Here is a 22691-nt window from a genome sequence, read left to right as displayed (position 1 = left end):
CAGTGACGGCCCGTTTTTGTTGCCTTGCTAACGAATTATGACGCCCCTAGAACGATATCAAGCTGATCTGAAACGCCCGGAATTCTTCCATGACGCCTCGCAGGAAACTGCGGTGCGCCATTTGCAGCGCCTGTACGACGATCTGGTCGCGGCGTCGAACAACAAACCGGGCCTGCTCGGCAAACTGTTTGGCAAGAAAGACCAGGCACCGGTCAAGGGTCTGTATTTCTGGGGCGGCGTTGGCCGCGGCAAGACTTACCTGGTCGACACCTTCTTCGAAGCGCTGCCGTTCAAGGAAAAGGTCCGTACGCACTTCCACCGCTTCATGAAGCGTGTGCACGAAGAGATGAAGACCCTCGGCGGCGAGAAGAACCCGCTGACCATCATCGCCAAGCGCTTCTCTGACGAAGCCCGGGTGATCTGTTTCGATGAATTCTTCGTGTCCGACATCACCGATGCGATGATCCTCGGCACGCTGATGGAAGAGTTGTTCAAGAACGGCGTGACCCTGGTCGCGACCTCGAACATCGTGCCGGACGGTCTGTACAAGGATGGCCTGCAACGTGCGCGTTTCCTGCCGGCCATTGCGTTGATCAAGCAGAACACTGACATCGTCAACGTCGACAGCGGCGTCGATTATCGTCTGCGTCACCTCGAGCAAGCCGAGCTGTTCCACTTCCCGCTGGACGAAGCCGCACATGAAAGCCTGCGCAAGAGCTTCCGCGCCCTGACGCCGGAATGCACGGCCGCCATCGAGAATGACGTGCTGATGATCGAGAATCGTGAGATTCGCGCGCTGCGTACCTGCGATGACGTGGCCTGGTTCGACTTCCGCGAACTGTGCGACGGCCCGCGTAGCCAGAACGATTACATCGAACTGGGCAAGATCTTCCACGCCGTGTTGCTCAGCGGTGTCGAGCAGATGAGCGTCACTACCGACGACATTGCCCGCCGCTTTATCAACATGGTCGACGAGTTCTACGACCGTAACGTCAAGCTGATTATTTCCGCAGAAGTCGAACTCAAGGACCTCTACACCGGCGGTCGCTTGAACTTCGAGTTCCAGCGCACCCTCAGTCGTTTGCTGGAAATGCAGTCGCACGAATTCCTGTCTCGGGCGCATAAGCCGTAGGACATTTCGGAAAATAAAAAAGGCCTGCATTGCAGGCCTTTTTTATGCTGATCGTTCCCACGCTCCGCGTGGGAATGCATCCCGTGACGCTCCGCGTCACATTTCGAAGCAGACGCAGAGCGTCCATGGCGGAATTCCCACGCGGAGCGTGGGAACGATCATTAGGGGAGGGTTATGCCGCTTGCTGAAACTGCTGCCGATACTGGTTCGGCGACAATTCGGTGTGCTGGCGGAACAGTCGCGCAAAGAAGCTCGCGTCGTCGTAGCCGACTTCATAACTGATGGTCTTGATGCTCTTGCGGCTACCCGACAACAAACCCTTGGCCGTCTCGATGCGCAGGCGTTGCAGGTAATGCAGCGGCTTGTCGCCGGTGGCAGTCTGGAAACGGCGCATGAAGTTGCGGATGCTCATGCCGTGTTCGCGGGCGACGTCTTCGAAGCGGAATTTGTCGGCGAAGTGTTCTTCGAGCCAGTGCTGGATCTGCAGGATGATCACATCCTGATGCAACTTCTGCCCGCCGAAACCGATGCGTCCCGGCGAATAGCTGCGCTGCACTTCGTAGAGAATGTCCCGGGCCACAGCCTGAGATACGTTGGCGCCGCAGAAGCGTTCGATCAGGTAGATGTAGAGATCACACGCCGAGGTGGTGCCGCCCGCGCAATACAGGTTGTCGGCGTCGGTCAGGTGCTTGTCCTGATTGAGCTGAACCTGTGGGAAGCGCTCGGCAAAGGCATTGAAGAAGCGCCAGTACGTGGTCGCTTCCTTGCCGTTAAGCAGTCCGGCCTCGGCCAGCCAGAACACCCCGGTCGCCTCGCCGCAAAGCACGGCGCCGCGAGCGTGTTGCTGACGCAGCCATGGCAGCACCTGTGGATAACGCTGGCAAAGGGTGTCGAAATCGTCCCAGAAGGCTGGAAGGACAATGATGTCGGCGTTTTCCAGGCCGCCGTCCACCGGCATGATCACATCGCTGAAGCTGTTCACCGGTTTGCCGTCGGGGCTGACCAGTCGGGTTTCGAACGCTGGAGTCAGGCCCTGACCCAGCTGTTTGCCGTAGCGCAGACTGGCCAGGTGGAAGAAATCCTTGGCTTGCATGAGGGTGGAAGCGAAAACCCGGTCGATAGCCAGGATGCTGACGCGCCGCAAGGGCGTGGAGACTTGGTTAGACATAATTCAACTTTATTCTTATAGGGGAAAGTGGTCACCAGACGGCTGGATCGTCTTATTTTTTGTCTGATGTGTCCAGTGTCCTGTATCGGATGCGAGGCTTAGTCTCTGAAGGTCAACCTCTTCTAACAATTAACGACAGGTGCCCCATGATCCCCAGAACCTTGTTCAGTTCCGAGCACGAATTGTTTCGCGACAGCGTGCGAACGTTCCTCGAAAAAGAGGCCGTGCCGTTCCATGGACAATGGGAAAAACAAGGCTACATCGACCGTAAACTCTGGAACAAGGCAGGGGAGGCGGGGATGCTCTGCTCGCACCTCCCGGAGGAGTACGGCGGGCTGGGGGCGGACTTTCTCTACAGCGCGGTGGTGATCGAAGAGGTGGGGCGACTGGGTCTCACCGGGATCGGTTTTTCCCTGCATTCGGACATTGTGGCGCCGTACATCCTGCACTACGGCAGTGAAGCGCTGAAGCACAAATACCTGCCGAAACTGGTGTCGGGTGAGATGGTGACGGCCATTGCCATGACCGAGCCGGGCGCCGGTTCTGACCTGCAAGGGGTGAAAACCACCGCCGTGCTGGATGGCGACGAGTACGTGATCAACGGGTCCAAGACGTTCATCACCAACGGCTATCTGGCTGATCTGGTGATTGTCGTGGCCAAGACGGATCCGAAGGCGGGCGCGAAGGGCACCAGTCTGTTTCTGGTCGAGGCCAATACGCCGGGCTTCGACAAGGGCAAGCGCCTGGAAAAAGTCGGCATGAAGGCTCAGGACACTTCGGAGCTGTTCTTCCAGGACGTGCGGGTACCGAAGGAAAACCTGTTGGGGCAAGCCGGAATGGGCTTCGCTTACCTGATGCAGGAATTGCCTCAAGAGCGCCTGACTGTTGCCATCGGCGGGCTTGCTTCGGCCGAAGCCGCGTTGAAGTGGACGCTGGATTACACCCGTGAGCGCAAGGCGTTCGGTAAGGCGATCGCCGACTTCCAGAACACTCGTTTCAAGTTGGCGGAAATGGCGACTGAAATCCAGATCGGCCGGGTCTTTGTTGATCGCTGCCTGGAACTGCACCTGCAAGGCAAGCTGGATGTGCCGACGGCAGCGATGGCCAAGTACTGGGGCACTGACTTGCAATGCAAGGTGCTCGACGAATGCGTGCAGCTGCATGGCGGTTACGGGTTCATGTGGGAATACCCGATCGCCCGGGCGTGGGCGGATGCGCGGGTGCAACGGATTTATGCGGGGACCAATGAAATCATGAAGGAGATTATTGCGCGGTCGCTGTAATGCAGCGTGATCGTTCCCACGCTCTGCGTGGGAATGCCGCCAGGGACGCTCTGCGTTCCGCTTCTGAAATGTGACGCAGAGCGTCACGGGATGCATTCCCACGCAGAGCGTGGGAACGATCATCATCTAAAAATCAATCAAGGAGCCGGATTCGGGTGATCCTTGTGAATCGCCTCGATCCCCGCCAACACTTCATCGGAAAGTTTCAGCTCGAAACTCGCTAAATTGCTTTCAAGCTGCTCCATGGTTGTAGCGCCGATGATGTTGCTGGTCACGAACGGTTGCTGAGTGACAAACGCCAACGCCATCTGCGCCGGATCCACGCCGTGTTCCCGGGCCAGTGCTACATAACGACTGCACGCTGCTTCCGACTGCGGGTTGAAATAGCGACTGAAGCGGCTGTAGAGGCTCAGGCGGCCTTTGGGCGGGCGAGCGCCACCTTCGTACTTGCCCGACAGGAAACCGAACGCCAGCGGCGAATAGGCGAGCAGGCCGCATTGTTCGCGGATGGCGATTTCCGCCAGGCCGACTTCGAAGCTGCGGTTGAGCAGATTGTACGGGTTCTGGATCGACACCGCGCGCGGCCAGCCACGGGCTTCGGCCAGGGCGAGGAAGCGCATGGTGCCCCACGGCGTTTCATTGGACAGGCCGATGTGGCGGATCTTGCCGGCCTTGACCTGTTCGTCCAGCGCTTCGAGGGTGTCCTCCAGCGGCGTCAGGTTGGCTTCGATCTTGTGTTTGTAGCCCAACTGGCCGAAGAAATTGGTGCTGCGTTCCGGCCAGTGCAGTTGATAGAGGTCGATGTAGTCGGTTTGCAGGCGCTTGAGGCTCGCGTCCACGGCTTCGGTGATGTGCTGACGGTTGTGCCGCAGGTTTTTGTCGCGGATGTAGTCGATGGTATTGCCGGGGCCGGCGATCTTGCTCGCCAGGATCCAGTCGGCGCGATCACCGCGACTTTTGAAGTAATTGCCGATGTAACGTTCGGTGGTGGCGTAGGTTTCGGCCTTCGGCGGTACCGGGTACATCTCGGCGGTGTCCATGAAATTGATCCCGGCGCCTTTGGCCCGTTCGATCTGCGCGAAGGCTTCAGATTCAGTGTTTTGCTCGCCCCAGGTCATGGTTCCGAGGCAGAGGGCACTCACGTTCAGATTGGTTCGGCCTAGCTGGCGATAGTCCATCGGGTGCTCCTTGGGCAAAACAATCATAAAAGCAGGTTGAAATATTTTTCGCAATCTGCATAATTGCGCACCTCTTTCTGCAGTGGAAGTGATGCGCCGCCGCCGAAGAATCTTGCCGTTGAACGGACGCGCCGACCCGAGCCCCCGAAAGCGTCTGTATCCGGCTGCCTTTGACTTGTCAAAGTACGCACTATTCAGTAAGATCCGCCGTCTAATTTACAGGGCGGCCCCTGAGGCTATAAAGAATGAAAACTTTTACTGCTAAACCGGAAACAGTACAGCGCGACTGGTTTGTCGTCGACGCTGCAGGTCAGACCCTGGGTCGTCTGGCCACCGAAATCGCGAGCCGTCTGCGTGGCAAGCATAAAGCTGAGTACACTCCTCACGTTGACACTGGCGATTACATCGTCGTTATCAATGCCGAGCAGATTCGTGTAACCGGTGCTAAAACCACCGACAAAATCTACTACTCCCACTCCGGTTTCCCGGGCGGCATCAAGTCGATCAACTTTGAAAAGCTGATCGCTAAAGCCCCTGAGCGCGTGATCGAGACCGCGGTCAAAGGCATGCTGCCTAAGAACCCGCTGGGTCGCGACATGTATCGTAAGCTGAAAGTCTATGCGGGCGCTGTACACCCTCATACTGCTCAGCAGCCCCAAGAACTGAAGTTTTAACGGAATAGTTCATTATGTCGGCGACTCAAAATTACGGCACTGGCCGTCGCAAGACCGCAACCGCACGCGTTTTCCTGCGTCCGGGTACTGGTAACATCTCCATCAACAACCGCACCCTGGAAAATTTCTTCGGCCGCGAAACTGCCCGCATGGTAGTTCGTCAGCCGCTGGAATTGACTGAGACTGTCGAGAAGTTCGACATCTACGTCACCGTGATCGGCGGTGGTGTAAGTGGTCAAGCTGGCGCAATCCGCCACGGTATCACTCGCGCACTGATGCAGTACGACGAAACCCTGCGTGGCGCTCTGCGCAAAGCTGGCTTCGTTACTCGCGATGCTCGTGAAGTTGAACGTAAGAAAGTTGGTCTGCGTAAAGCGCGTAAGCGTCCGCAGTACTCGAAGCGTTAATTCGCTTTCGCGTTCAAAAAGAACGCCCAGTTTCCTCGCGAAGCTGGGCGTTTTTTTATGGGCGCGATTTATCAAAGAATTGCTCTGTGACAACTTGCCACAGCCGTAGAGGCCCTATACTGCAAGGCTTGGCAGTGGAGCCCCTCGGTAATTACCTTGTCAGAATTGGGGCTTTTCATTACCATTCGGCAAAATTTTTATAAGTTCAGATTTTTACTTAGTAGACGCCTGATTTAACAGGCCACAAAGCTGATGGGAGAGGACTGAATGAGCAATGACGGCGTGAATGCAGGCCGGCGTCGCTTCTTGGTAGCAGCCACATCCGTGGTGGGTGCTGCAGGAGCGGTGGGGGCTGCGGTCCCGTTCGTGGGGTCATGGTTTCCCAGTGCCAAGGCGAAAGCCGCAGGTGCACCGGTGAAAGTGAATGTCAGCAAAATCGAACCAGGTCAGCAGATGATTGCTGAGTGGCGCGGTCAGCCGGTGTTCATTGTCCGCCGTACCGAGGAAATCCTGGGGAATCTGAAAAAGATCGAGGGCCAGCTGTCTGACCCGACCTCCAAGAACTCGACACAACCGACCTATGTCGACCCGGAAACGCGTTCGATCAAGCCAGAGGTTCTGCTGCTGATCGGTATTTGCACGCACCTGGGTTGCTCGCCGACCTTCCGTCCAGAAGTGGCACCTGCGGATCTGGGCAAGGACTGGGTAGGTGGGTATTTCTGCCCTTGCCACGGTTCCCACTACGATCTGGCTGGCCGCGTCTACAAGTCGCAACCTGCGCCTTTGAACCTGCCAGTTCCCCCGCATTCCTATGAGACCGATGACATCATTGTCATTGGCGTCGATACGGAGAAAGCGTGATGAGCAAGTTCATGGATTGGGTTGATGCGCGCTTTCCCGCCACCAAAATGTGGGAAGACCATCTCAGCAAGTACTACGCCCCGAAGAACTTCAACTTCTTCTATTTCTTTGGCTCCCTCGCGCTGCTCGTTCTGGTCAACCAGATCGTTACCGGTGTCTGGCTGACCATGAGCTACACCCCGTCGGCGGAAGAAGCATTTGCCTCCGTCGAATACATCATGCGCGACGTCGAGTACGGCTCGATCCTGCGTATGTTGCACGCGGTCGGCGCTTCGATGTTCTTCATCGTGGTTTATCTGCACATGTTCCGTGGCTTGCTCTACGGTTCGTACCAGAAGCCGCGTGAGCTGGTGTGGGTCTTCGGGATGCTGATCTACCTGGCGCTGATGGCTGAAGCCTTCATGGGTTACCTGCTGCCGTGGGGCCAGATGTCCTACTGGGGTGCCCAGGTAATCATCTCGCTGTTCGGTGCGATTCCGGTCATCGGTAACGACCTGACCCAATGGATCCGTGGTGACTACCTGATTTCCGGTATCACCCTGAACCGCTTCTTCGCCCTGCATGTTGTGGCCTTGCCGATCGTGATTCTCGGTCTGGTGGTGCTGCACGTTCTGGCGCTGCACGAAGTCGGTTCGAACAACCCGGACGGCGTGGACATCAAGAAACACAAAGACGAAAACGGCGTACCGCTGGACGGCATTGCCTTCCACCCGTACTACACCGTGAAAGATATCGTCGGCGTGGTGGTGTTCCTGTTCATCTTCTGCTCGATCGTGTTCTTCTTCCCGGAAATGGGCGGCTACTTCCTCGAGAAGCCGAACTTTGAAGTGGCGAACGCCTTCAAGACGCCAGAGCACATCGCTCCGGTTTGGTACTTCACGCCGTTCTACGCGATTTTGCGGGCGGTTCCGGACAAGCTTCTGGGCGTTATTGCCATGGGCGCCGCCATCGCGGTGCTGTTCGTCCTGCCATGGCTGGACCGAAGCCCGGTCAAGTCGATGCGCTACAAAGGCTGGCTGAGCAAAATCTGGCTGGTGGTGTTCTGCGTTTCGTTCGTGATCCTCGGCATTCTAGGTGTTCTGGCCCCGACGCCAGGTCGTACGTTGCTGTCGCAGGTATGTACCTTCCTGTACTTCGCCTACTTCATTCTGATGCCGTTCTACACCAGGCTCGAGAAGACCAAACCGGTTCCGGAAAGGGTGACTGGCTGATGAAAAAGCTATTTGCTGTACTGATTCTTGCGGCGATGCCTGTGTTCTCGTTCGCCTCGACAGCTGGCGCTCCCGAGTTGGAAAAGGTCGACATCGACGTTTCCGACAAGGCTGCAATGCAGGATGGCGCACGTACTTTTGCCAACTACTGCATGGGCTGTCACAGCGCCAAGTTCCAGCGTTACGAGCGTGTCGCCGATGATCTGGGCATTCCTCATGAGCTGATGCTTGAGAAGCTGGTGTTCACCGGCGCCAAGATCGGCGACCACATGAGCATCGGCATGCAGCCGGCTGACGCCAAGACCTGGTTCGGTGCGGCGCCGCCCGACCTGACCCTGGTCGCTCGCGTTCGTGGTACTGACTGGCTCTACGGTTACCTGAAATCTTTCTACGAAGACCCATCGCGTCCTTGGGGCGTGAACAACAAGGTCTTCCCGAACGTCGGGATGCCTAACGTTCTGGTCGGCCTGCAGGGTCGTCAGGTGGTAGGCTGCAAACAAGTTCAAATCGTCGAAGACGGCAAGAAGCAATACGATCCGCTGACCGGTACGGCTCTGACTCATGAGGCGTGTGACCAGCTGACCGTGGTGCCAAAAACCGGCACGCTGAACGCAGAGCAGTTCGACGAGAAGGTCAAGAATCTGGTGACCTTCCTGGCCTACTCGGCCAACCCGGTGAAGCTGCAGCATCAGCGCATCGGTACCTATGTGTTGCTGTACCTGGCGTTCTTCTTCGTATTCGCTTACTTGCTCAAGCGTGAATACTGGAAAGACGTCCATTGATAAAGCTGTAAGCAATTGCTGTTAATCGCACGCGCCCAGGGGCGTCTCTGAAGGTGTAACGAGTCTGGCAAGCCAGGCGTTACGGGAGGCGTCCTCTGGGCGTGTGCGTTTTTCCGTTTCCGATAATTTCAACAAGCGAGGAGGACCGCCATGGGCGTGACCAATCGGTTGGCCTGTTACTCCGACCCCGCCGACCACTATTCCCACCGAGTGCGTATCGTACTTGCAGAGAAGGGTGTCAGCGCAGAGATCATTTACGTGGAAGCTGGTCGCCAGCCGCCTAAACTGATTGAAGTGAACCCTTATGGAAGCCTGCCCACCCTGGTCGATCGTGACCTGGCGTTGTGGGAGTCGACCGTGGTGATGGAATATCTGGATGAGCGTTACCCGCACCCGCCCTTGCTGCCGGTTTATCCTGTGGCGCGTGCCAACAGCCGTCTGCTGATTCATCGTATTCAGCGTGACTGGTGTGGTCTGGTGGATCTGATCCTGGATTCGAAGACCAAGGAAGCCGCCCGCGTCGTGGCTCGTAAAGAGTTGCGTGAAAGCCTGACTGGCGTGTCGCCGCTGTTCGCCGACAAGCCGTTTTTCCTCAGTGAGGAACAAAGTCTGGTGGATTGCTGCCTATTGCCAATACTCTGGCGTTTGCCGATTTTGGGTATTGAACTGCCGCGGCCTGCCAAGCCGCTGCTTGATTACATGGAGCGCTCGTTTGCGCGTGAGGCTTTCCAGGCGAGTCTGTCTGGTGTCGAACGCGATATGCGCTAAGGCTTAAGGAGCCGCTATGAACTCCAGTCGACCTTATCTGGTCCGCGCGCTCTACGAGTGGATTGTGGACAACGATTGCACCCCGCACATGCTGGTCAATTCCGAGTATCCGTCGGTGCAGGTGCCTCAGGGTTTTGCCAGTGACGGACAGATTGTCCTGAACGTATCACCGGCTGCTGTGCGTCATCTGCACATGGACAACGAGGCGGTCAGCTTCGAAGGGCGCTTCGGTGGCGTACCACACACCCTGTACGTGCCTATTGCATCGATCCTGGGTATTTACGCCCGGGAGAATGGTCAGGGCATGGTGTTCGATCTGGAATCGCCTATGGAAGACGAGGAAGAGATCGAGCCGGATGATGATATTCCGCCACCCGACAGCGAACCGCCGCGTCCCAGCGGTCGACCCAGTTTGAAAGTGGTGAAGTAATAAAAAAGGCGATCCGCAAGGATCGCCTTTTTTATTACTGTAGGAGCCGGCTTGTTGGTGATGGCGTCTTGGAAATCGCCATCGCCAGCAAGCCGGCTCCTACAGGTCGATGGCAATCTCAAAGATGCCATCGTCGGTCAGCAGATATCAGTCAATGTACTCAAACAACTTCACAATCTTCTGCACGCCAGAAACGCTCTGCACCAGATTGGTGGCTTGAGCGGCTTCCTGCTTGGTCAGCAGGCCCAGCAAATAGACGATGCCATTCTCGGTCACGACCTTGATGCGCGAGCCCGGGATGTTCGGGTCGGTGAGCATCTGGGTCTTGATCTTGGAGGTCAGCCAGGTGTCGTTCTGGCGAGCAAGGAAGCCTGAAGGTGGCAGGACCTGCAGCTCGTTATGAACCTTCTTCACGCGCTGGACGGCGGAAGCAGCCTGCTCGGCCTTGGCCTTGAGGTCTGCGGTCGGCGTTTGCCCGGCAAGCAGCACGACACCGTTGAAGCTGGTGACGACGATGTGTGAGTCATTGTCCAGGGCAGGGTCGGCCTTGGCGACGTTCACGCCGACCTTGGTGTCGATCAGGGAGTCGTCGATCTTGCTGCCGAAGGTGCGCGTACCGCGGTCATCTTCAATCGGCGCTTCACGGCTGGCGTTCACCACCGAGGTGCAGCCGCTGATGCCGAGGCACAGGGTCAAGGCCAGAAGGCCTAGGCGATTAGGGGTCATTCTTCACTCCCGAACAGTTGGCTGTCGATCAAATCGCAAAGGCAATGGATCGCCAGCAGGTGGACTTCCTGAATACGTGCGGTGACGTTGGCCGGTACGCGAATCTCGACGTCCTCAGGCAATAGCAGCGACGCCATGCCGCCGCCATCGCGACCAGTCAATGCTACGACAATCATTTCGCGATCATGTGCGGCCTGGATCGCTTGAATTATGTTTGCCGAGTTGCCGCTGGTGGAAATCGCCAGCAATACGTCGCCCGGCTGGCCGAGGGCGCGGATCTGTTTTGAGAAAATTTCGTTGTAGCTGTAGTCGTTGGCGATCGAGGTGATCGTCGAGCTGTCGGTGGTCAGCGCAATGGCTGGCAGGCTCGGACGTTCGCGCTCGAAGCGGTTGAGCAGCTCGGACGAAAAATGCTGGGCGTCACCGGCGGAACCGCCGTTGCCGCAGGAAAGCATTTTGCCCTCGTTGAGCAGGGCGTTGACCATCACCTGGCTGGCTTGCTCGATGTGCGGTGCAAGTACGTCCATCGCCATTTGCTTGGTGTCGATACTGGCCTGAAAAAGCTGGCGAATTCGGGATTGCATGTCCATCTGTGTGACCTTAATTAGCGCGGCTACTCGGCACATGAATGTGCAGCCCGCAAAGCAAAGAGCAAAAGTGTTGGGTAAAGGTGTCCGCTTCGGGGTGCACGCAATCAGCTGTCAAAGGCATTCTGTAACCAGTTCAACTGATCGAGGCTGCTGTCGATGGCAACCACGTCGAAGCGGCAGGGGGAATTGGCCCAACGCGACTCGCGCTGAAGAAAATACTGCGCGGCGAAAATCAGTTTCTGCCGTTTGCGCCCATCGATGCTGTCGAGCGCTCCACCCCACTGGGTGTTTTTTCTGTAGCGGACTTCAACGAATACTACTGTATCGCCATCAAGCATGACCAGATCAAGCTCGCCGCGTTTACACAACCAGTTCTGCGCCAGCAGGCGCAGACCTTGTTGTTGAAGATGCTCGAGCGCATGGCGCTCGGCATCTTTACCGCTTTGATGGCGTGACCTGTCAGGCATCAGCGCGGGGTATCCGGCAGGCGTTGAACCTGACCGCTGACGAACTGCGCCCACGGCAACTGGCGCACCACACGCTGGTTTTGAGTCATGCCCAGGCTGCCCGACTGGCCTTCAATGCGGCTGTCCGGCAGCGCCTTGAGTTGCCCCAGGCGCGGCGCCAGGCGATACGCATCCACGCCCATCGCGTACAGGCGGCCCAGGCTGCCTGCGGCTTGTGGCCATTGTGCGGTGACCTGCTTGCGCAGCGGATCATTGGCGTCCAGCAACCATGGGGTCTCGCAGAAGCGGATGCCATTCATGTCGTTGTACTGGTTCACGTCGCCGCTGGCACTGAATACGTGGGACGTGGCGTAAACCGGCACATCGCCCGCGTACTGGAAGTTCAGGGTCGGTTTGATCTGCTGGGCCTGTTGCGGAGTGGCGGCCAGGAAAATGAACTCGATGTCCTGACGACGCGAAGGCTGGGCCGCTACCTGCGAGCCAACGGTGCTTTGCAGGCTCTTGGCGCGACCTTCGCTCTGACGCAGCTGGAACATGTCGGCAATCTGCTGGGCCAGTTGAACCGGTTGGTCAACGCGTTCGGTGGCGACGATGCTGCCGCCGTTGGCTTGCCAGTCCTGGCTGAACGCTCGCATCACGCGATCGCCCCATTCGCCTTTCGGCACCATGATGGCGGCGCGATGCAGGCCGTCGGCGCGAGCACGACGAGACACTTCGCGGGCTTCATCTTCAGCGGCCAGTCCAAACTGGAACAGCTGAGCCGGACCTTGTTCGCCTTCGCTGTAGTTCAGGGCCAGGGTAGTGATTGGCAGTTGCGGGCGAGCACTCAGCTGTTTGACCAGCGGTTTTTCCAGCGGGCCAACCACCAGTTGCACGCCGTCGGCCTGGGCCTTGCGGTAGAACTCGTCCAGAGTAGTCAGTTTCGAGCTGTCATAGAACTCAATGGCTGGCGGCTTCTGCCCGGCTTGTTGAGCCTGGTAGTGAGCGGCCATGAAGCCTTCCCGCAGTGCTTTGCCGACCGAGGCCAGTGGGCCGTCTTGGGGCAGCAGCAGGGCGATCTTGCTCAGGGGTTGGCTGGCCAGTTCCTTGAGTTTGGTCAGTGGCAGCGGCAGCTGAATGGCGGCCGGGTGCTTAGGATTCTGGGCGCGCCAGGCGTCGATAGCGGCCTGCTGCTGTTCCAGGGTGCCGGCGGTTTTCACGGCCAACGCCAGAGCCATCCAGCCGCCGAGGTCGTCGGTGGTGGTTGGCTGCAATTGGTCGGTCGGCAGCGAGGCGACCAGGGTCCAGATCGCCTCGTGGTTTTTGGCGGCCGCTTCACCTTCGAGCATTGGCGCGATGAAGATACGCTCCCGTGCGGCGGCCAGCGTCTGTCCGTCGGCTTCAAGGGCGCGAGCATGGACAGTGCCAGTGCGAACCTGTTGCTCGACTGGCAACTCGCTCAGGCGTTGCAGGCTCGGATGGCTTAAGGCAGTCAACGCTGCCTTGGGCTGGTTGCGCACCATGGCCAGTTCAGCCGCCAGGGTGCTGGCGAAGACTTGTTGGCCGGGCTTGAGTTGCTCCACCGGAACCTGTTGCAGGATTTGCGCGGACTGGCCGGCATTACCCTGACGATAGGCCAGGTCTGCCGCGCTCAGGCGCAACAGCGAGGCTTTTTCCGGGTCCTTGCTTTGAGCGGCCTGTTCGAGCAACTGCTCGATACTGGCGTCCGGGGTCCGTGGAAGTTCGCCAAGGCTGGAAGAGGGCGAGCTGGCGCAAGCCGCCAGCAAGGCAGCGAGGCAGAGGGCAGTGAACAGCCGCAGGCAAGCGATCATGTAGTGTTCCTGATACTCGATCAAATTAGCGTGGAATTGTACCCAAGCGCTGGCCGGGGCGCGATGTTACTGGCGTGAATCGATCAATTTAGCTCGTGCAAATGTTGCAGCGCTGCACAAACGCCTGAAAACCCGAGGAGGGCGGGGCGATCGCAAGCGCCGCTACGCGCTACAATGTCGCCTTTTACCGATCATGAGGTGTGCGCTTTGACTGCTCCAGGTGCTTTGAATTCCGCTGCTGGCTCGCTTTATGTGGTGGCGACGCCCATCGGCAACCTGGACGACATCAGTGCCCGTGCGCTGAAAATCCTTCGTGACGTCGCGTTGATCGCCGCCGAAGACACCCGTCACTCCCAGCGCTTGATGCAGCATTTTGGCATTCCCACGCCGCTGGCAGCCTGTCATGAGCATAACGAGCGAGATGAAGGCAGCCGCTTTATCACCCGTTTGTTGGCGGGCGATGACGTGGCGCTGATCTCCGATGCGGGCACGCCGTTGATTTCCGATCCGGGTTATCACCTGGTCCGTCAGGCTCGTGCCGCCGGGATCAACGTGGTGCCGGTTCCTGGGGCCTGCGCATTGATCGCGGCGTTATCGGCGGCGGGTCTGCCGTCGGACCGCTTCATATTTGAGGGCTTCCTGCCGGCCAAGGCCGTCGGCCGGCGCGCTCGTCTGGAGTTGGTGAAGGAAGAGCCGCGCACGCTGATTTTCTATGAAGCGCCACATCGCATCCTTGAATGCCTGCAAGACATGGAGTTGGTGTTCGGCCCCGAGCGTCCGGCGTTGCTGGCGCGTGAACTGACCAAAACCTTCGAAACCCTTAAAGGTTTGCCGTTGGCCGAGTTGCGTGAGTTCGTCGAGTCGGACAGCAATCAGCAGCGCGGCGAGTGCGTGGTGCTGGTGGCAGGCTGGTCGGCACCCGAGACCGAGGACGCGGTCAGCAGCGAAGCCATGCGCATCCTCAATCTGTTGCTCGAAGAGATGCCGCTCAAGCGTGCGGCGGCATTGGCGGCGCAAATTACCGGTGAACGCAAGAACGTGCTCTATCAGGTGGCGCTGGATAAACAGAAGGGCGAGTAAAAACCCGACGTGCAGGAGCGGCCATAGGCGTTTATCGCTTGTTCTTCGGCCGCTCTGCCGTTAACCTTCGCGGCGGAGAGTCGATCGGACAGTCGCTGCCCTCTATGAAAATTAGGGGGGGGAGGAAAGTCCGGGCTCCATAGGGCGAAGTGCCAGGTAATGCCTGGGAGGCGTGAGCCTACGGAAAGTGCCACAGAAAATAACCGCCTAAGCGCTTCGGCGCCGGTAAGGGTGAAAAGGTGCGGTAAGAGCGCACCGCACGTCTGGCAACAGTTCGTGGCTAGGTAAACCCCACTTGGAGCAAGACCAAATAGGGTCCCAAGGCGTAGCCCGCGCTGGGACCGGGTAGGTTGCTAAAGATGTCCAGTGATGGCCATCGTAGACGAATGACTGTTCAAGACAGAACCCGGCTTACAGATCGACTCTCCACCTTTTTTTTCTCCCTGCTTTAATCATTGAGCAGGGCGCTGGTAGTAGCCTTTTCCCTCCTTCCAGAATCATTGCCAGAACACTTTCGTAATACCGAAAAAATCTTACTCTTAACAAACTACTTTAACTTTCGATCGCAGCCTTCAGTGCTGAATCAAGTTATTGAGTCGATTGACGCGTCAGATTCTCGCAACACCTCCTCCTACGCTCCTAAATCTCAGTTCTGTAAGGGTTTTCCTTTAATCCGCGCCTTGACGGTGCGGTGGCCGCATTCCTATAGTGTGCGCAAGTGGCGGAAAGTGGCATGAAGTGGGTTTTTTGAACGTAAAACGCTAATATTTGGAGAAACGCTGACGTGTTTCGCGGAGCTAACGCTATCAGTCTCGACGCAAAGGGCCGTCTCGCCATGCCGAGCCGGTACCGTGACGAGCTCGTTTCGCGTAGTTCCGGTCAGTTGATCGTCACAATTGATGCCGTTGATCCGTGTTTGTGTGTTTACCCCCTCGATGAGTGGGAAATTATCGAAACCAAACTGCGCGCACTGCCTTCGCTTCGCGAAGAGAACCGCCGCCTGCAACGTTTACTGATTGGTAATGCCGTCGACCTCGAGCTCGATGGCAGTGGTCGTTTTCTGGTTCCACCGCGTCTTCGTGAATATGCCAAGTTGGATAAGCGCGCGATGTTGGTAGGCCAACTGAACAAGTTCCAATTGTGGGACGAGGATGCCTGGGATGCGGTTTCTGCCGCTGACCTGGCTGCTATTCAACAACCGGGCGCCATGCCTGATGAACTGCGTGATTTGATCCTGTGACTATTGATAGCGGCTTTAACCACATCACCGTACTGCTTGACGAAGCCGTGGAGGCTCTCGCCGTACGTCCTGATGGCTGCTATCTGGACGGTACGTTCGGGCGCGGCGGGCACAGTCGGTTGATCTTGAGCCAACTCGGTCCCGATGGTCGGGTCCTCGGATTCGACAAAGATCCTCAAGCGATTGCCACCGGGCAAACGCTAGCGGCCGAAGACGGCCGCTTTGTCGTTGTGCAACGCAGCTTTGCCGAGCTCGGTTCGGAAGTGGCCGAACGCGGTCTGCACGGCAAGGTCAGCGGTGTTTTGCTCGACCTGGGCGTGTCTTCGCCGCAACTCGACGACCCTGAGCGCGGCTTCAGTTTCCTCAACGATGGCCCGCTGGACATGCGCATGGACCCGTCCCGCGGGATCAGCGCTGCCGAATTCGTCAACACCGCACCGGCGGAAGAAATCGCCCGGGTGTTCAAGGAATACGGCGAAGAGCGTTTCTCCGGCCGCATGGCCCGTGCCGTGGCCGAGCGCCGCGACATCAAGCCGTTCGAGCGTACGGCCGATCTGGCTGAAGTCCTGAAAGTCGCCAACCCGGCATGGGAAAAGGGCAAAAACCCTGCCACCCGTGCGTTCCAGGGCCTGCGTATTCACGTCAACAATGAACTGGGCGATCTGGAAGCCGGCCTCGAAGCCGCGCTGGACTGCCTGGAAATCGGTGGTCGTCTGGTCGTGATCAGCTTCCACTCGCTGGAAGACCGTATCGTCAAACTGTTCATGCGCAAACTGGTGAAAGGCGAAGCCGACAACCTGCCGCGCAACCTGCCGGTTCGGCATGTAGCCTTCGAACCGAAAGTCAAAGTCCATGGCAAAGCGCAGACGGCCTCCGACGCCGAACTCAAAGCCAACCCACGTTCCCGCAGCGCCGTCATGCGCGTCGCGGAGAAGCTGCGGTGAGCAAGCTCTTCGCCAAGCCACTGCCCGGCGGCAGCTTTTTCATGCTGCTGCTGTTTATCGGCGTGCTCGTGTCGGCCATTGGCGTGTCGTATAGCGCCCACTGGAACCGCCAGTTGCTGAACTCGCTCTACGCCGAGTTGAGCGTACGCGACAAGGCGCAGGCGGAGTGGGGCCGGTTGATTCTCGAGCAGAGCACCTGGACCGCGCACAGCCGTATCGAAGTCCTGGCCTCCGAGCAACTGAAGATGCGCATTCCCGGCGCCGCTGAAGTGCAGATGGTGGCGCCATGATGAAACTCGAAGGCGCGCTGTTCCCATGGCGTTTCCGCCTGGTGCTGGGTTTGCTCGGCGTCATGGTCGCGGCGATTGCCTGGCGCATTATCGATCTGCAAGTAGTTGACCGTGCCTTTCTTAAAGGTCAGGGCGATGCGCGCAGCGTTCGTCATATCCCGATTCCGGCTCACCGTGGTCTGATCACCGACCGTAACGGCGAGCCTTTGGCTGTGAGTACCCCAGTCACCACCCTTTGGGCCAATGCCAAGGAAATGCAAACGGCCAAAGAGAAGTGGCCTGCACTGGCGGCTGCCTTGGGGCAGGACCCGAAAGCCCTGGCCGAACGTCTCGAAGCTCAGGCCAACAAAGAATTCATCTATCTCGTGCGTGGGCTCACCCCCGAGCAGGGCCAGTCTGTGCTCGACCTGAAAGTGCCGGGTGTTTACGGCATCGAAGAATTCCGCCGCTTCTACCCGGCCGGTGAAGTCACCGCGCACATGGTCGGTTTTACCGACATCGATGACCACGGTCGTGAAGGGGTCGAACTGGCCTACGACGAATGGCTGGCCGGGGTCCCCGGCAAGCGACAGGTGATCAAGGACCGGCGTGGCCGGCTGATCAAGGATGTCCAGGTCACCAAAAACGCCAAGGCCGGAAAGCCCTTGGCGTTGTCCATTGACCTGCGTCTGCAATACCTGGCCAACCGCGAGCTGCGTAACGCGATCATCGAGAACGGCGCCAAGGCCGGCAGCCTGGTGATCATGGACGTGAAGACCGGCGAGATCCTCGCGATGGTCAACCAGCCGACCTACAACCCGAACAACCGTCGCAACCTGCAACCGGCGATGATGCGCAACCGCGCAATGATCGACGTGTTCGAGCCGGGTTCGACCATGAAAGCGATTTCCATGAGTGCCGCGATTGAAACCGGGCGCTGGAAGCCGACCGATACCGTCGAGGTGTACCCGGGCACCTTGCAGATTGGTAAATACACCATCAAGGACGTATCCAAGAGCGAAGGTCCGGTACTCGACCTGACTGGCATTCTGATCAATTCCAGTAACGTCGGCATGAGCAAGGTCGCGTTCGATATCGGCGGCGAAACGATTTTCCGTCTGGCGCAGAAAGTCGGCCTCGGCCAGGACACCGGTCTCGGCTTCCCGGGCGAGCGCGTCGGCAACCTGCCGAACTACCGCGAATGGCGCAAGGCTGAAACCGCCACGCTGTCCTACGGCTACGGTATTTCCGTCACCGCGATCCAGTTGGTCCACGCCTTCTCGGCCCTGGCCAACAATGGTCGCCTCGCGCCGCTGACCCTGATCAAAACCGACAAGGCGCCGCAAACCACACAGGTATTGCCGGAAGCTGTCGCGAAAACCATGCAAACCATGCTGCAACAAGTGATCGAAGCCCCGCGCGGTGTATTCCGTGCCCAAGTGCCGGCGTATCACGTGGGCGGAAAGTCGGGTACCGCGCGTAAAACGTCGGTAGGCACTAAAGGCTACGCCGAGAATTCCTACCGCTCGCTGTTCGCAGGCTTCGGCCCGATGAGCGATCCGCGCTACGCCATCGTCGTGGTGATCGATGAGCCAACCAAGGCCGGTTACTTCGGTGGTCTGGTATCGGCTCCGGTGTTCAGCAAAGTGATGTCCGGGACACTGCGCCTGATGAACATCACGCCGGACAACCTGCCACCGACCCAAACCGCTAACGCCACACCGGTCGTTCCGCTGAAAGCCAATGGAGGGCGCGGCTAATGTCTCTGAGCCTGAACAAGATTTTTGCCCACGCCGGCCGCGATCTGTTGATCCGCGAACTGACCCTGGACAGCCGCAACGTGCGGGCTGGCGATCTGTTTCTCGCTGTCCCTGGCGGCAAGTACGACGGTCGCGCGCACATCGCCGATGCCTTGCAACGCGGCGCTGCTGCCGTGGCTTATGAGGTTGAAGGCGCAACGGTATTGCCGATCACTGATGCGCCGCTGATTCCGGTCAAAGGCCTGGCGGCGCAGCTGTCGGACATCGCCGGTCGCTTTTATGGCGACCCGAGCCGGCACCTGAACCTGGTTGGCGTAACCGGCACCAATGGCAAAACCAGCGTGACGCAATTGGTCGCGCAAGCCTTGGACTTGCTCGGCCAACACTGCGGCATTGTCGGCACCCTGGGCACCGGTTTCTACGGCGCGCTGGAAAGCGGCCTGCACACCACGCCGAACCCGATTGCCGTACAAGCGACCTTGGCTGACCTGAAAAAGGCCGGCGCCAAAGCAGTCGCCATGGAAGTGTCTTCCCACGGCCTGGATCAGGGCCGCGTGACGGCGTTGGCGTTCGATGTGGCAGTGATGACCAACCTGTCCCGCGATCACCTGGATTACCACGGCACCATGCAAGCCTACGGCGAAGCCAAGGCCAAGCTGTTTGCCTGGAACGATTTGAAGTGCCGGGTGATCAATCTCGACGACGAATTCGGCCGCCAACTGGCTGCGGACAAACGTGAGTCGCGCCTGATCACCTACAGCCTTGAAGACTCAAGTGCCTACCTCTATTGCCGTGAAGCGCAGTTCAACGACGAAGGCGTACGCGCCACGCTGGTCACACCCCAGGGCGAGCATCATTTGCGCAGCACCCTGCTCGGTCGTTTCAACCTGAGCAACGTGCTGGCCGCGGTCGGCGCCTTGCTTGGCCTGGACTACGCGCTGGACGAAATTCTCAAGGTCCTGCCGAAACTCGAAGGCCCGGCCGGTCGCATGCAGCGTCTTGGCGGCGGCACCCAGCCACTGGTGGTGGTCGATTACGCCCACACCCCGGATGCGCTGGAAAAAGTATTGATGGCCCTGCGTCCACACGCCAAAGGCCGTTTGTTGTGCCTGTTCGGCTGCGGCGGTGATCGTGATCGCGGCAAGCGTCCGTTGATGGCGGAAGTGGTCGAGCGTCTGGCCGACGGTGTGCTGGTGACCGATGACAATCCGCGTACCGAAGACCCGGCAGTTATTTTCGATGACATCCGCGCCGGCTTCACGGCTGTGGATAAAGTTACTTTCGTCGCTGGCCGTGGTCAGGCGATTGCCCAGTTGATCGCCAGCGCTTCGGCAGATGACGTGATTGTCCTGGCCGGTAAAGGTCACGAGGACTATCAGGAAATCAACGGCGAACGCCACGACTTCTCCGATCTGGTCGAGGCCGATCACGCCTTGACCGCGTGGGAGGTGGCCCATGCTTAAAGCCTTGAAACTGAGCGAACTGACTGGCGCACTGAAAGCACAGTTGATCGCGGCCGATGCCACGTTCGAGGGTGTCAGCATCGACAGCCGCGCAATCAAGCCAGGCCAGCTGTTTATTGCCCTGACCGGTCCGCGATTCGACGGTCATGACTATTTGAACGACGTTGCCAGCAAAGGCGCGGTCGCCGCACTGGTCGAGCGCGAAGTCGCCGACAGCGCGCTGCCGCAATTGCTGGTCAAAGATACCCGCGAGGCGTTGGGCCAGCTGGGCGCGATGAACCGTGCGGCGTTTACCAACCCTGTCGCGGCGATCACCGGTTCCAGCGGTAAAACCACGGTCAAGGAAATGCTCGCCAGCATACTGCGCACGCGCGGTCCGGTCCTGGCGACCCGTGGCAACCTGAATAATGACCTCGGCGTGCCGCTGACCCTGCTCGAACTTGCGCCGGAACACTCCGCCGCCGTGATCGAACTCGGTGCTTCGCGTCTGGGCGAAATTGCCTACACCGTCGGCATGACCAAGCCGCATGTGGCCGTACTCAATAACGCCGGGACCGCCCATGTCGGCGAGTTCGGCGGGCCGGAAAAAATCGTTGAAGCCAAGGGCGAGATCATTGAAGGGCTGGATGCCGATGGCGTCGCCGTTCTGAATCTTGACGACAAGGCGTTCGGTATCTGGAAGACCCGCGCTGCCGGTCGCAAAGTCCTGACGTTCGCCTTGAGCAATGTCAGCGCCGACTTCTACGCCAGCGACCTGGATCGCGATGCGCGCGGTTGCCCGGCCTTCAACCTGCACAGTCCTGAAGGTGTGGAGCGCGTTCAACTGAACCTGCTCGGCACCCATAACGTCGCCAATGCCATGGCCGCCGCCGCTGCCGCCCATGCTTTGGGCGTGTCGCTGTTCGGCATCGCCACCGGTCTCGGCGCGGTGCAACCGGTCAAGGGTCGCACCGTCGCGCAACTGGCCACCAATGGCATGCGCGTGATCGATGACACGTACAACGCGAACCCCACCTCCATGTGCGCCGCCGTTGATATACTCGCCGGCTTTTCCGGCCGCACCGTTCTGGTGCTCGGAGATATCGGCGAACTGGGCGATTGGGCGGAGCAGGGCCACCGCGATGTGGGCGAGTACGCCCGTGGCAAGGTTTCCGCGCTTTACGCCGTCGGGCCATTGATGGCTCACGCCGTGAACGCATTCGGTCCCCAGGCCTTTCACTTCAGCACACAGGCTGAGCTGATCAAGGCCCTGGGCGCCGAGCAAGACACAAACACCACCATTTTGATCAAGGGCTCGCGCAGCGCTGCGATGGAAAACATCGTCGCCGCTTTGTGCGGGTCCAGCCTGGAGAAACATTAATGCTGCTGCTGCTAGCGGAGTATCTGCAACAGTTCTACAAAGGCTTCGCGGTCTTTCAGTACCTGACCCTGCGCGGGATCCTCGGTGTGCTGACCGCGCTGGTTTTGTCGCTGTGCTTTGGCCCGTGGATGATCCGCACTTTGCAGAACCGTCAGATCGGTCAATCCGTTCGTAATGACGGTCCACAATCGCACCTGTCCAAGTCGGGCACCCCGACCATGGGCGGCGCCCTGATTCTGTCGTCCATCGGTGTCAGCACCTTGCTTTGGGCCGACCTGAGCAACCGCTATGTCTGGACCGTGTTGCTGGTGACGTTGTTGTTCGGCGCTATTGGCTGGGTCGACGACTACCGCAAAGTCATCGAGAAGAACTCCCGTGGCTTGCCGAGCCGCTGGAAGTATTTCTGGCAGTCGGTGTTCGGCCTCGGCGCGGCGATCTTCCTTTACATGACCGCCGCCACCCCGGTGGAAACCACCCTGATCCTGCCGATGCTCAAGGACTACAGCATTCCGCTGGGCATAGGCTTCGTCGTTCTGACCTATTTCGTGATTGTCGGCTCGAGCAACGCGGTGAACCTGACTGACGGTCTCGACGGTCTGGCAATCATGCCGACCGTAATGGTCGGCGGCGGGCTGGGGATCTTCTGCTACCTGTCGGGTAACGTGAAATTTGCCGAATACCTGCTGATCCCCTACGTACCGGGCGCCGGTGAATTGATCGTGTTCTGCGGTGCCTTGATCGGTGCGGGCCTGGGTTTCCTCTGGTTCAACACCTACCCGGCGCAAGTCTTCATGGGCGACGTCGGCGCACTGGCGCTGGGCGCGGCCCTGGGCACCATCGCGGTGATCGTCCGTCAGGAAATCGTCCTGTTCATCATGGGCGGCGTGTTCGTGATGGAGACCCTGTCCGTCGTTATCCAGGTTGCGTCTTTCAAGCTGACCGGTCGCCGCGTGTTCCGCATGGCACCGATTCACCACCACTTTGAACTCAAGGGCTGGCCCGAGCCGCGCGTGATCGTCCGTTTCTGGATCATCACCGTGATTCTCGTATTGGTCGGCCTTGCCACCCTGAAGCTGAGGTAGAACGA

At 58.8% G+C, this 22691-nt stretch carries 23 protein-coding genes and 1 other RNA gene; 18 read left to right on the top strand and 6 right to left on the bottom strand.

From position 1 onward, the window contains the following. Positions 1-37 precede the first annotated feature (37 nt). Positions 38-1132: a cell division protein ZapE gene (gene zapE, locus ACYZT8_RS24675; RefSeq protein WP_461976675.1), complete on the top strand. Its 1095-nt coding sequence runs from the start codon at positions 38-40 to the stop codon at positions 1130-1132. A 172-nt stretch (positions 1133-1304) separates the two neighbouring features. Here the strand turns inward: zapE and ACYZT8_RS24670 are convergent, their stop codons facing one another. Then, entirely contained in the window at positions 1305-2201 is an 897-nt protein-coding gene (locus tag ACYZT8_RS24670; RefSeq protein ID WP_461959384.1) for a GlxA family transcriptional regulator, read from the bottom strand. 245 nt (positions 2202-2446) lie between these two features. On the opposite strand from ACYZT8_RS24670, the gene ACYZT8_RS24665 reads away from it, so the two are divergent. Continuing rightward, positions 2447-3583, top strand: a complete 1137-nt coding sequence (locus ACYZT8_RS24665) for an acyl-CoA dehydrogenase family protein (RefSeq protein WP_461976673.1) — start codon at positions 2447-2449, stop codon at positions 3581-3583. Positions 3584-3720: 137 nt separating this feature from the next. Here ACYZT8_RS24665 and ACYZT8_RS24660 read toward each other — a convergent pair whose 3' ends face one another. After that, positions 3721-4761, bottom strand: coding sequence for an NADP(H)-dependent aldo-keto reductase (locus tag ACYZT8_RS24660; RefSeq protein WP_461976671.1), 1041 nt, complete (start codon positions 4759-4761; stop codon positions 3721-3723). A 245-nt stretch (positions 4762-5006) separates the two neighbouring features. On the opposite strand from ACYZT8_RS24660, the gene rplM reads away from it, so the two are divergent. From rplM to ACYZT8_RS24625, 7 genes are all read left to right on the top strand, one after another. Beyond that, a complete protein-coding gene (rplM, locus tag ACYZT8_RS24655) occupies positions 5007-5435 on the top strand; it encodes a 50S ribosomal protein L13 (protein ID WP_007905295.1) in 429 nt (142 codons plus the stop codon). Between the two features lie 14 nt (positions 5436-5449). Beyond that, a complete protein-coding gene (gene rpsI / locus ACYZT8_RS24650) occupies positions 5450-5842 on the top strand; it encodes a 30S ribosomal protein S9 (protein WP_003216038.1) in 393 nt (130 codons plus the stop codon). Positions 5843-6109: 267 nt separating this feature from the next. After that, on the top strand, positions 6110-6703 hold the full coding sequence (gene petA, locus ACYZT8_RS24645; RefSeq protein ID WP_007905300.1) for a ubiquinol-cytochrome c reductase iron-sulfur subunit: 594 nt from the start codon (positions 6110-6112) through the stop codon (positions 6701-6703). Next, complete coding sequence (locus ACYZT8_RS24640; protein ID WP_083375773.1) at positions 6703-7914, top strand: cytochrome b; 1212 nt, start codon at positions 6703-6705, stop codon at positions 7912-7914. The genes petA and ACYZT8_RS24640 overlap by 1 nt, the downstream gene beginning before the upstream one ends. Further along, positions 7914-8696: a cytochrome c1 gene (locus ACYZT8_RS24635; RefSeq protein WP_461976669.1), complete on the top strand. Its 783-nt coding sequence runs from the start codon at positions 7914-7916 to the stop codon at positions 8694-8696. Before ACYZT8_RS24640 ends, ACYZT8_RS24635 begins: the two co-directional genes overlap by 1 nt. Positions 8697-8846: 150 nt before the next feature. Further along, positions 8847-9464 (top strand): glutathione S-transferase N-terminal domain-containing protein, encoded by a 618-nt coding sequence (locus ACYZT8_RS24630; protein ID WP_027922678.1) that lies wholly within the window; start codon positions 8847-8849, stop codon positions 9462-9464. 16 nt (positions 9465-9480) lie between these two features. Beyond that, on the top strand, positions 9481-9894 hold the full coding sequence (locus tag ACYZT8_RS24625; protein WP_008155980.1) for a ClpXP protease specificity-enhancing factor: 414 nt from the start codon (positions 9481-9483) through the stop codon (positions 9892-9894). Between the two features lie 147 nt (positions 9895-10041). On the opposite strand, the gene ACYZT8_RS24620 is transcribed toward ACYZT8_RS24625, so the two are convergent. The 4 genes from ACYZT8_RS24620 to ACYZT8_RS24605 all read right to left on the bottom strand — a co-directional run bounded on the left by ACYZT8_RS24620 (position 10042) and on the right by ACYZT8_RS24605 (position 13488). Next, positions 10042-10620 (bottom strand): BON domain-containing protein, encoded by a 579-nt coding sequence (locus tag ACYZT8_RS24620; RefSeq protein WP_131059442.1) that lies wholly within the window; start codon positions 10618-10620, stop codon positions 10042-10044. Beyond that, positions 10617-11210 (bottom strand): phosphoheptose isomerase, encoded by a 594-nt coding sequence (locus tag ACYZT8_RS24615; RefSeq protein WP_008025961.1) that lies wholly within the window; start codon positions 11208-11210, stop codon positions 10617-10619. The genes ACYZT8_RS24620 and ACYZT8_RS24615 overlap by 4 nt, the downstream gene beginning before the upstream one ends. A gap of 104 nt (positions 11211-11314) precedes the next feature. Then, positions 11315-11677: a YraN family protein gene (locus ACYZT8_RS24610; RefSeq protein ID WP_461982603.1), complete on the bottom strand. Its 363-nt coding sequence runs from the start codon at positions 11675-11677 to the stop codon at positions 11315-11317. Next, complete coding sequence (locus ACYZT8_RS24605) at positions 11677-13488, bottom strand: penicillin-binding protein activator (RefSeq protein ID WP_461976667.1); 1812 nt, start codon at positions 13486-13488, stop codon at positions 11677-11679. The genes ACYZT8_RS24610 and ACYZT8_RS24605 overlap by 1 nt, the downstream gene beginning before the upstream one ends. A gap of 174 nt (positions 13489-13662) precedes the next feature. Between ACYZT8_RS24605 and rsmI the strand changes: the two genes are divergently transcribed. From rsmI to mraY, 9 genes are all read left to right on the top strand, one after another. Next, on the top strand, positions 13663-14568 hold the full coding sequence (gene rsmI, locus ACYZT8_RS24600; RefSeq protein WP_165557428.1) for a 16S rRNA (cytidine(1402)-2'-O)-methyltransferase: 906 nt from the start codon (positions 13663-13665) through the stop codon (positions 14566-14568). Positions 14569-14644: 76 nt separating this feature from the next. Then, positions 14645-14998, top strand: an RNA gene (rnpB, locus tag ACYZT8_RS24595) — RNase P RNA component class A. A 354-nt stretch (positions 14999-15352) separates the two neighbouring features. Beyond that, complete coding sequence (gene mraZ / locus ACYZT8_RS24590; RefSeq protein WP_008147486.1) at positions 15353-15808, top strand: division/cell wall cluster transcriptional repressor MraZ; 456 nt, start codon at positions 15353-15355, stop codon at positions 15806-15808. Then, a complete protein-coding gene (gene rsmH / locus ACYZT8_RS24585; protein WP_461976664.1) occupies positions 15805-16752 on the top strand; it encodes a 16S rRNA (cytosine(1402)-N(4))-methyltransferase RsmH in 948 nt (315 codons plus the stop codon). The genes mraZ and rsmH overlap by 4 nt, the downstream gene beginning before the upstream one ends. Next, positions 16749-17042 carry a cell division protein FtsL gene (ftsL, locus tag ACYZT8_RS24580; RefSeq protein ID WP_461976662.1) on the top strand — a complete coding sequence of 98 codons (294 nt, stop codon included), beginning with the start codon at positions 16749-16751 and terminating at the stop codon, positions 17040-17042. Before rsmH ends, ftsL begins: the two co-directional genes overlap by 4 nt. Then, complete coding sequence (locus ACYZT8_RS24575; RefSeq protein WP_461959383.1) at positions 17042-18781, top strand: peptidoglycan D,D-transpeptidase FtsI family protein; 1740 nt, start codon at positions 17042-17044, stop codon at positions 18779-18781. Before ftsL ends, ACYZT8_RS24575 begins: the two co-directional genes overlap by 1 nt. Continuing rightward, a complete protein-coding gene (locus tag ACYZT8_RS24570; RefSeq protein ID WP_461976660.1) occupies positions 18781-20244 on the top strand; it encodes a UDP-N-acetylmuramoyl-L-alanyl-D-glutamate--2,6-diaminopimelate ligase in 1464 nt (487 codons plus the stop codon). The genes ACYZT8_RS24575 and ACYZT8_RS24570 overlap by 1 nt, the downstream gene beginning before the upstream one ends. Then, positions 20237-21604 carry a UDP-N-acetylmuramoyl-tripeptide--D-alanyl-D-alanine ligase gene (locus ACYZT8_RS24565; RefSeq protein ID WP_461976658.1) on the top strand — a complete coding sequence of 456 codons (1368 nt, stop codon included), beginning with the start codon at positions 20237-20239 and terminating at the stop codon, positions 21602-21604. The genes ACYZT8_RS24570 and ACYZT8_RS24565 overlap by 8 nt, the downstream gene beginning before the upstream one ends. Next, entirely contained in the window at positions 21604-22686 is a 1083-nt protein-coding gene (mraY, locus tag ACYZT8_RS24560) for a phospho-N-acetylmuramoyl-pentapeptide-transferase (RefSeq protein ID WP_131059435.1), read from the top strand. The genes ACYZT8_RS24565 and mraY overlap by 1 nt, the downstream gene beginning before the upstream one ends. The last annotated feature ends 5 nt before the right edge of the window (positions 22687-22691 follow it).

The organism is Pseudomonas sp. LB3P93 (assembly GCF_054898025.1).
The sequence above is the reverse complement of the archived record's forward strand: the minus strand, read 5'-3'. Positions and strand labels throughout refer to the sequence as shown.